The sequence below is a fragment of the Amycolatopsis sp. NPDC003861 genome, assembly GCF_053605405.1.
The window spans coordinates 1-7,743 of record NZ_JBSGJD010000349.1; the positions used below are offsets into that span (position 1 = coordinate 1).

Below are 7,743 nucleotides of genomic sequence, written 5' to 3' on the forward strand. Positions count from 1 at the left end.
GTGCGTCTGACGCACCGAACGCCACATTGGGTGCGTTGGACGCAACCAACGCCACATTGGGGCGCTTGGGGGCAAGCGAAAGCCGGCTCCACGCCGGACCGCCTGGGGGTGCGGTGCAGCGGGGAGCCGGCCGGTTCCGGTCGCCGTAAGCGTCAGCCGACGAAACGGGCGATCGAAGCCGCCAGGGATTCGGCGTCGACGCCGAACAGGCGGTCGTGTTCCTCGGCCGTTCCGTAGACGCGGGCCTCGCGGTCGCGCCACGTTCCGAACGACCTCAGGCGGTGGGGCACGTCGGCCAGCGCTTCGGTCACCTCGAACGCCGACGTCCCGCGCAGGTACGGCTCGACCAGGACCACGTTCGGGGCCGCCGCGTTCACCGCCGCGCGGAGGCCCGCGTGGTCGAACGGGCGGATCGTCGAGGCGTACAGCACCGTGACGTCCGCCGTGGCCGTGGCGGCCAGGACCTGGTCCAGCACCGGGCCGACGGCGATGACGACGCCCTTGCCGCCCTGGCGCAGCACCGTGAACTCGGCCGACACCGGCACCGACTCGGTGTTCGCACGCTCGGACAGCCGGACGTAGACCCGGTTGTCGCCGGCGATGGCCTTGGCCAGCAGCGGGGCGACCTCGTCCTCGTGGCCCGGGACGTGCACCGTCCAGCCGGGCAGCGTGTCCAGCAGGGCCACGTCGCCCGGTGCCTGGTGGGTGCGGCCCCACGACGGGTCGTCGTAGGACGCGCCCACGCTGACCAGGACCGCACCGACGTCCTGGTGGCCGAGGCCGATCTTGATCTGCTCGAACGGCCGCTCGACCAGGAACGGCGCGTACGTGTGCACCACCGGCCGCTGACCGGCGAGCGCGAAGCCGCCGGCGATGTCGATCATCGCCTGCTCGCGGATGCCGAAGTTGAGGACGCGGTCCGGGTACTCCTTCTTCACGTCCCAGAAGAACCACGACGAGATGTCCGCGGTCAGCATGACCACCCGCGGGTCCGTGGCGAGGGACTCGATCACCGTCTCGGCGAAGACCGTCCGCATCTGCTTCCTGGTCACCTGGGCGGTCATGCGCCGGCCCCTTCCTCGATCGGGAGGATCTCCGCGACGACGGCGCGCGGCCGCCCGTCGGTCTCCCCGGTCAGCGCCTTCTCCAGCGCGTCGTGGTCGCGGCCGTCGACCGTGGTCGCGGCCCAGCCCTCCAGCTCGAAGCGCGCGGCGATGCCAGCCGGCCAGCCGAGGCTGGCCGTCTTGTTGTCGATGACGATCGCGGTGAGGCGGTCGAGCCCGAGCCGGCCGGCGATCGACATCGTCTCGTGGTTGCTGCCCTCGTCGAACTCGCCGTCGCCCATCAGGACGAACACGCGGGCGTCGCGGCCCTGGGCGCGCAGCCCGAGCGCGGTGCCGACGCCGAGCGGGAGGCCGTGACCGAGGGAGCCGCTGCTGATCTCCACCCCGGGCGCCAGGTTGCGGTCCGGGTGCATGCCCAGCGGCGAATCCCACTGCCGCCAGGTGTCCAGCGTCTCCGGCTCGAGGAAGCCCTTCGCGGCGAGCACCGCGTAGTAGGCCATCGGGCCGTGGCCCTTGGAGAGGTAGAACCGGTCGCGGTCGGGGTCGTCGATGTTGGCCGGCGACACGTTGAGCACGCGTTCGTAGAGCACCCAGATCGCGTGCAACGTCGACGCCGCGGCCCACCCGTGCTTCTCGTCCCCCGTCATCCGGCCGAACAGGCCGCGGAGATTCTCTTCGGTCATCTGCATGGTTTCGGGCTTCCTCACTCGGGCTTGCGCGCGGTCAGGAGGACGTAACCGAGCGACGGCTCGTCGCTGAAGGCGCGGAACCGGCCGAGCGTCACCTCGAACTGCGCGGCCTCGATGTGCTGCAGCGCCTGCTCCCGCAGCGCCTCGAACCGCTCCGCCGCCTTGGCCCACGACGGCCGGGTGAACTCGCTGACGTCCTCGGCCGATTCGGGCTCGAGGCCGGCTTCGCGCAGGTGGGCCTGGTACTCCTCGAGCGAGACGACCGACACCACGCCCTTGCCGACCTCGGCGACGCGCTCGCGGTCGGCCTCCAGTCCGGCGGGACCCGGCACGAGCAGGAAGTCGCCGAGCGCCAGGCGCCCGCCCGGCCGCAGCACGCGGGCCGCCTGGCGGATCACGTGCCAGCGGTCCGGCATGTGGTGCAGCGACTCCAGCGCCCAGACGAGGTCGAACGAGCCGTCCTCGTAGGGCAGTTCCATCGCGTCGGCGTACTCGAAGACGACCCGGTCGTCCACGTCGGCCTTGTACGCGCGGTCGTTCGCGCGTTCCACCTGCTTCTCGCTGATCGAGATGCCGGTGACCATGACGTCGTTCGCGACGGCCATCCGGATCGCCGGCTCGCCGTTGCCGCAGCCGATGTCGAGCAGGCGGTCGCCCGCCCGCAGCGGCAGCATCGCGGACAGCCGGTCGGTCAGCCGGGTGGTGGCCTCTTCGAGCGTCGCGGACTCGTCGTCCCAGTACCCGTGGTGCAGATTTTCGCCCCAGAGCTGGTCGAGCAGGTCCGCGAAAGCGTCGTAGCCCTGGCCAATCTCGTTCGGAGTCGGCTTCGTCACCAGTACCCCTAAGCATCGTTTCGCGTGACCGCGTGTCGATCAACGCCTGGCCTGCAAGGTCTTGGGCGAGAGTAGGTGAGGCCGGGCCGGCCGGGCATCCCTCGTTCTGATAGCACCGCGGCGCACCCCGACCGTCCACAAAGGATGCAGGATCGCAGCACTGTCAGGTTGGGGGATGCTCAACCGGGCCGCCCTTCCCTACCGTCCGAATCCGGGCCCGCCGCGCACGCGAGCGGGACCGCCCGCGTCGGCACCAGGAAGGGATGGCCATGACCGCCACCGCCAAGCCTTCGGCCAAGCCGGTCGACCTCTTCTCACCGGAAGTGGTCGCCGACCCGTTCGGCTGGTACGCGCGGTTGCGCGAGGAGCCGTTGCCCCACACCGGGACGCTGAACCTCGGCACCATGATGGGCGGGCCGGACATGTGGCTGGCCACCCGCTACGAGGACGTCCTCACGGTCCTCACCGACCCGCGCTTCCTCACCAACCCGCCGGAAGACTCGCCGCTGGCCGACATCCGCGACGGCGTCTTCAAGGCGATGAACTTCCCCGAAGACCTCATCCCGTGGATGGCGAACAAGCTCAACACCGCCGACGGCGAGGACCACACGCGGCTGCGCAAGCTGGTCTCGTACGCGCTGACCGCGCGCCGGGTCAACGCGCTGCGCCCGCGCGTCGAGAAGATCACCGAGGACCTGCTCGACAAGATGGCGGAGCAGGGCAAGGACGGCTCGCCGGTCGACATCGTCGAGGAGTTCTGCTTCCCGCTGCCGGTCACGGTCATCTGCGAGCTGGTCGGCATCGACGAGCCCGACCGCGCCGCCTGGCACGCCTGGGGCAACGCCATGGCGACCATGGACGCGCCGAACATCCCGCCCGCGCTGCGCCACTGCATCGCCCTCTCGCGGGAACTGATGGCCCGCCGGCGCGTCGAACCGCAGGACGACCTGGTCACCGCGCTCGTGCAGGCCCAGGCCGAGGACCCGGGCCGGGTGTCCGACGACGAGATCGTCGGGATCCTGTTCAGCCTGGTCACCGCCGGGCACCAGACGACGACCTACCTGATCGGGAACTCGGTGCTGTTCCTGCTCGAGCACCCCGACCAGCTCGCCTGGCTGAAGGCCGAGCCGGAGCTGTGGGCGCAGGCCGTGCGCGAGCTGCAGCGGCTGGGCCCGCTCCAGTTCACGCAGGCGCGGTTCCCGTCGGAGGACGTCGAGCTCGGCGGCGTCACGATCCCGCGGGGGACGCCGGTCGCGCCGCTGCTGCTGGCCGCCAACACCGACCCGCGCAAGTTCGACGAGCCGGACAAGCTGATCGTCGACCGGCTGAGCGTCACCAACGAGATGCACCTGTCCTTCGGCAAGGGCATCCACCGCTGCCTGGGCCAGCACCTGGCCTACCAGGAGGCCGAGGTGGCGCTGCACGGGCTGTTCACCCGGTTCCCGGACCTGGCCCTCGCGGTGCCGCGCGAAGAGATCCCGTGGATCCTGCGGCCGGCGTTCACCCGGACCAAGACGCTCCCCCTGAAGCTCGTTTAGCCCGAAAGGCAGCACCACCGTGCACCGACCAGACACCGAGAAGTGGTTGCGCCGTTTCGAGCGGGCCCCGGACGCGCGGGCGCGGCTCGTGTGCCTGCCGCACGCCGGTGGTTCGGCCAGCTTCTTCTTCCCGCTCGCCAAGGCCCTCGCTCCCGCGGTGGAGGTCCTGGCGGTCCAGTACCCGGGCCGTCAGGACCGGCGCCACGAGCCGCCCGTCGACAGCATCGCCGGGCTGACGAACCGGCTGCTGGAGGTGCTGCGCTCGGTCGACGACCGGCCGCTGGCCCTGTTCGGGCACAGCATGGGCGCGATCATCGGCTACGAGGTGGCGTTGCGGATGACCGACGCCGGGCTGCCCGCGCCGGTGCACCTGTTCGCGTCCGGGCGGCGGGCGCCCTCGCGCTACCGCGACGACGACTTCCGCGGGGTGTCCGACGACCGGCTCGTCGCCGAGCTGCGCAAGCTCGGCGGGTCCGACGCGGCCATGCTGGCCGACCCCGAACTGCTCGCCATGGTCCTGCCCGCGATCCGCAGCGACTACCGCGCGGTCGAGACCTACCGGCACGAACCCGGGCGCCGGCTGGACTGCCCGGTCACGGTGTTCACCGGCGACCGCGATCCGCGGGTTTCGGTCGAGGAGGCCCGGGCCTGGGAAGAGCACACCACCGGGCCGGCGGACCTGCGGGTGCTGCCGGGCGGGCACTTCTTCCTGGTCGACCAGGCCGCGCCGATCATCGCCACGGTGACGGAGAAGCTGGCCGGCCCCGCGCTGACCGGATCCACCGGGAGGACTTCGTGACCCGAGCCGCGGTCCGGCGGGCGCTGGCGCCCAGCGAGAGCGTTCACGCCGTCCGAGAGGCCTACATCGGCTACACCGTGCGCGCCGAAGGGCGGCTCGACCCCGAGGCGCTGACCACGGCGTTCGCCGCGGTCTGCCGCGCCTACCCCCAGCTCTCGGCCCGGGTGGAGTTCACCGGCGAGGGCGCGGTGCTGACGGAGTCGGACGCGCAGCCGGAGATCCGGTTCGCCGACGGCGACCCGTCCCGGCCACTGGCGGGCTTGGACCTCGACCAGAGCCGCTCGCTGAGCGCGCTCAACGTCGTCCGCGACGGCGAGGAAGCCAGCGTCTGCCTGGCGATCCAGCACAGCGTCGCCGACGCCCACCACGCCACCGCGATCCTCGCGGCCCTGTGGTCCAGCTACACCGACGTCGTCGAAGGCGTGCCGCTCGACCTGGGCCGGCAGCCGTACCCGCGGTCGCTGGAAGACCTGCTGGCCGACCGCGGCATCCACCCGAGCGGCCCGGCGACCCCGCTGGCCCCGCCACCGGCGGCGAGCCGGCCGGACCCGGTCGTCCGCCACGTCGTCCAGCACCGGCTGACCGAAGCCGAATCGACGGCGCTGGCGAACCTCGGCCACCGCGAGAAGGTGACGATCAACGGCCTGGTGTCGGGCGCGGTCCTGCTCGCCGAGGCCGAGCTGCGCGACATGCCGCTGACCGACCTCGTCTACCGGTACTCGGTCAACCTGCGCGGCAGGCTGACCCCGCCGGTCGGCGCGACCGAGGGCACCAACGTGCTCGGCGGGGTCGCCTTCCAGGTGACGGACGGGATCGCGCACGACGCCGTCTCGATCGGCCGGGCCATCGGCGAGCAGCTGCGGGCCGGCCTGGCCGACGGGTCCGTGCAGCGCAGCATCCTGGACATGTTCAGCAAGCCCGCCGCCGCCAAGCCGTGGGACCCGAAGCTCGCGCTCGCCGTGGTCAGCATCATGAACTGGGGCGTCGCCCCGCCGATGCGCACCCCGGACGGCCTGCGGCTGACCAACCTGCACTCGGCGTCCCGGATGCGGGAGACCATCGCGCTCGGCGGCTACGTGCTGAGCACGTTCGGCGGCCGGGTGGGCATCGACCTGGGCTGGCCCGAAGGCGATCCGTCGCTGCCGCAGCGCGTCGGCTGCCTGCGCGAACGGCTGGCCCGCCTGACCCGCGACCTGTGAGGTGCTCGTGACGGACACGGACGTCGTCATCGTCGGCAACGGCCCGATCGGCGCCACCCTGTCGGTGCTGCTGGCCCAGCGCGGCTGGCGGGTGACGGTGCTCGAGCGCCGGCCCCGGCCGTACCAGCTGCCGCGGGCGACCAGTTTCGACGGCGAGACCGCGCGGCTGCTGGCCGCCACCGGCATCGGCCCGGACCTCGGGCGGATCACCGCACCGGCCAACGGCTACCAGTGGCAGACCGCCGACGGGCAGGCGCTGCTGGACATCGCCTTCACCACCGAAGGCCGCTACGGCTGGCCGGACGCGAACACCATGCACCAGCCGGCGCTGGAGGAGCTCATCGCGGCGCGGGTCCGGGACCTGCCCGGGATCACCGTGCTGCGCGGGCACGAAGTCGTGGCCATCGCCGACGGCGACGCGCTGGTCCAGGTGACCGCGACCGACGCCGACGAGGTGTCACGGACCATCTCGGCGCGGTGGGTCGTGGGCTGCGACGGCGCCAACAGCTTCGTGCGTGAGCACCTCGACGTGCCGGTGACCGACCTCGGCTTCTCGTACGAGTGGCTGCTCTGCGACGTCCAGCTGAACGAGCCGCGGGAGTTCGTCCCGACGAACGTGCAGATCTGCGACCCGGCGCGGCCCACGACGCTGGTGGGCAGCGGGCCCGGCCGCCGTCGCTGGGAATTCATGCGCCTGCCGGGCGAAAGCGCGGCCGAGCTGAACAAGGACGAGACGGCGTGGCGGCTGATGGCCCCCTACGGCGTCACGCCCGAGACCGCCACCCTGCTGCGCAGCACCACCTACATCTTCCAGGCGCGGTGGGCCGACCGGTGGCGGGTGGGGCACGTCCTGCTCGCCGGCGACGCGGCGCACCTGATGCCGCCGTTCGCCGGGCAAGGCATGTGCTCCGGCATCCGCGACGTCACCAACCTGGCGTGGAAGCTCGACCTCACGCTCCGCGGCCTGGCCTCGGAGTCCCTTTTGGACAGTTACGGGGACGAGCGCCGGGAGCAGGCCCGGGAGGCCATCCTGGCGTCGGTGCAACTGGGCCGGGTCATCTGCGTGACGGACCCGGCGGCGGCCGCCGAGCGGGACGCGACCGTGCTGGCCAACCGCCGCGGCAAGCCGGCGGGCCGGCCGGAACCGGCGAAACCGCTGACCGGCGGGCTGCTCCACGACAGCCCGGGTGCGGGTGTGGTGGTGCCGCAGGGCCGGGTGCGGGTGGGCGCGGCGACCGGGCTGTTCGACGACGTCGCGGGTCGGGGTTTCGTGCTGCTGACCACCGAGGCGGGCGGCTCGGACTTCCTCGCCGAGCTGGGGACGCACGTCGTCCGGCTCGACGAGGGGGTGGACGTCGACGACGTCTACCGGCCGTTCCTGGCCCGGTTCGGGGCGACGTCGGTGCTGGTGCGGCCGGACTACCACGTCTTCGGCACGGCCGGCCCGGGCGGGCTCGACGCCCTGGTGGACGCTCTGCGAAACAGCCTGCGCACCGCTGTGGTCACCATGTCGTGAGTGGTAAGGCGGGTTCTAACCCGCCTTACCACCACACAAAAGTCGGCAGGTGTCCGTAAAAGGCCAAGCCCGCCAACAAGCGGCGCAGCTCCACCGACAGGGGGA

General features: G+C 72.1%; 7 protein-coding genes. 4 read left to right on the forward strand and 3 right to left on the reverse strand.

The features are described 5' to 3' along the window. Positions 1–152: 152 nt before the first annotated feature. Genes ACWEVN_RS44295 through ACWEVN_RS44305 form a run of 3 tightly spaced genes read right to left on the reverse strand, consistent with a single transcriptional unit; the run spans position 153 to position 2,586 of the window. Positions 153–1,064, reverse strand: coding sequence for a transketolase family protein (locus ACWEVN_RS44295; RefSeq protein ID WP_449688140.1), 912 nt, complete (start codon positions 1,062–1,064; stop codon positions 153–155). Then, entirely contained in the window at positions 1,061–1,753 is a 693-nt protein-coding gene (locus tag ACWEVN_RS44300; protein WP_452055284.1) for a thiamine pyrophosphate-dependent enzyme, read from the reverse strand. The genes ACWEVN_RS44295 and ACWEVN_RS44300 overlap by 4 nt, the downstream gene beginning before the upstream one ends. A gap of 14 nt (positions 1,754–1,767) precedes the next feature. Then, a complete protein-coding gene (locus ACWEVN_RS44305) occupies positions 1,768–2,586 on the reverse strand; it encodes an SAM-dependent methyltransferase (protein ID WP_449688138.1) in 819 nt (272 codons plus the stop codon). Between the two features lie 263 nt (positions 2,587–2,849). Between ACWEVN_RS44305 and ACWEVN_RS44310 the strand changes: the two genes are divergently transcribed. Genes ACWEVN_RS44310 through mhpA form a run of 4 tightly spaced genes read left to right on the forward strand, consistent with a single transcriptional unit; the run spans position 2,850 to position 7,638 of the window. Then, the gene (locus tag ACWEVN_RS44310; RefSeq protein ID WP_452055285.1) at positions 2,850–4,124 is read left to right on the forward strand and encodes a cytochrome P450 family protein; all 1,275 of its coding nucleotides are present in this window, start codon (positions 2,850–2,852) and stop codon (positions 4,122–4,124) included. A gap of 46 nt (positions 4,125–4,170) precedes the next feature. Beyond that, the gene (locus tag ACWEVN_RS44315; RefSeq protein WP_310968483.1) at positions 4,171–4,923 is read left to right on the forward strand and encodes a thioesterase II family protein; all 753 of its coding nucleotides are present in this window, start codon (positions 4,171–4,173) and stop codon (positions 4,921–4,923) included. After that, positions 4,920–6,122 carry a phthiocerol/phthiodiolone dimycocerosyl transferase family protein gene (locus tag ACWEVN_RS44320; RefSeq protein ID WP_452055286.1) on the forward strand — a complete coding sequence of 401 codons (1,203 nt, stop codon included), beginning with the start codon at positions 4,920–4,922 and terminating at the stop codon, positions 6,120–6,122. The genes ACWEVN_RS44315 and ACWEVN_RS44320 overlap by 4 nt, the downstream gene beginning before the upstream one ends. 7 nt (positions 6,123–6,129) lie before the next feature. Beyond that, positions 6,130–7,638: a bifunctional 3-(3-hydroxy-phenyl)propionate/3-hydroxycinnamic acid hydroxylase MhpA gene (gene mhpA, locus ACWEVN_RS44325; protein WP_452055287.1), complete on the forward strand. Its 1,509-nt coding sequence runs from the start codon at positions 6,130–6,132 to the stop codon at positions 7,636–7,638. Positions 7,639–7,743 lie beyond the last annotated feature (105 nt).

What these genes read in the sequence shown, in the direction of transcription:
- ACWEVN_RS44295 (WP_449688140.1), bottom strand. Translation starts at nt 1,064, where the DNA reads ATGACCGCCCAGGTGACCAGGAAGCAGATGCGGACGGTCTTCGCCGAG.
- ACWEVN_RS44300 (WP_452055284.1), bottom strand. Translation starts at nt 1,753, where the DNA reads ATGCAGATGACCGAAGAGAATCTCCGCGGCCTGTTCGGCCGGATGACG.
- ACWEVN_RS44310 (WP_452055285.1), top strand. Translation starts at nt 2,850, where the DNA reads ATGGCCATGACCGCCACCGCCAAGCCTTCGGCCAAGCCGGTCGACCTC.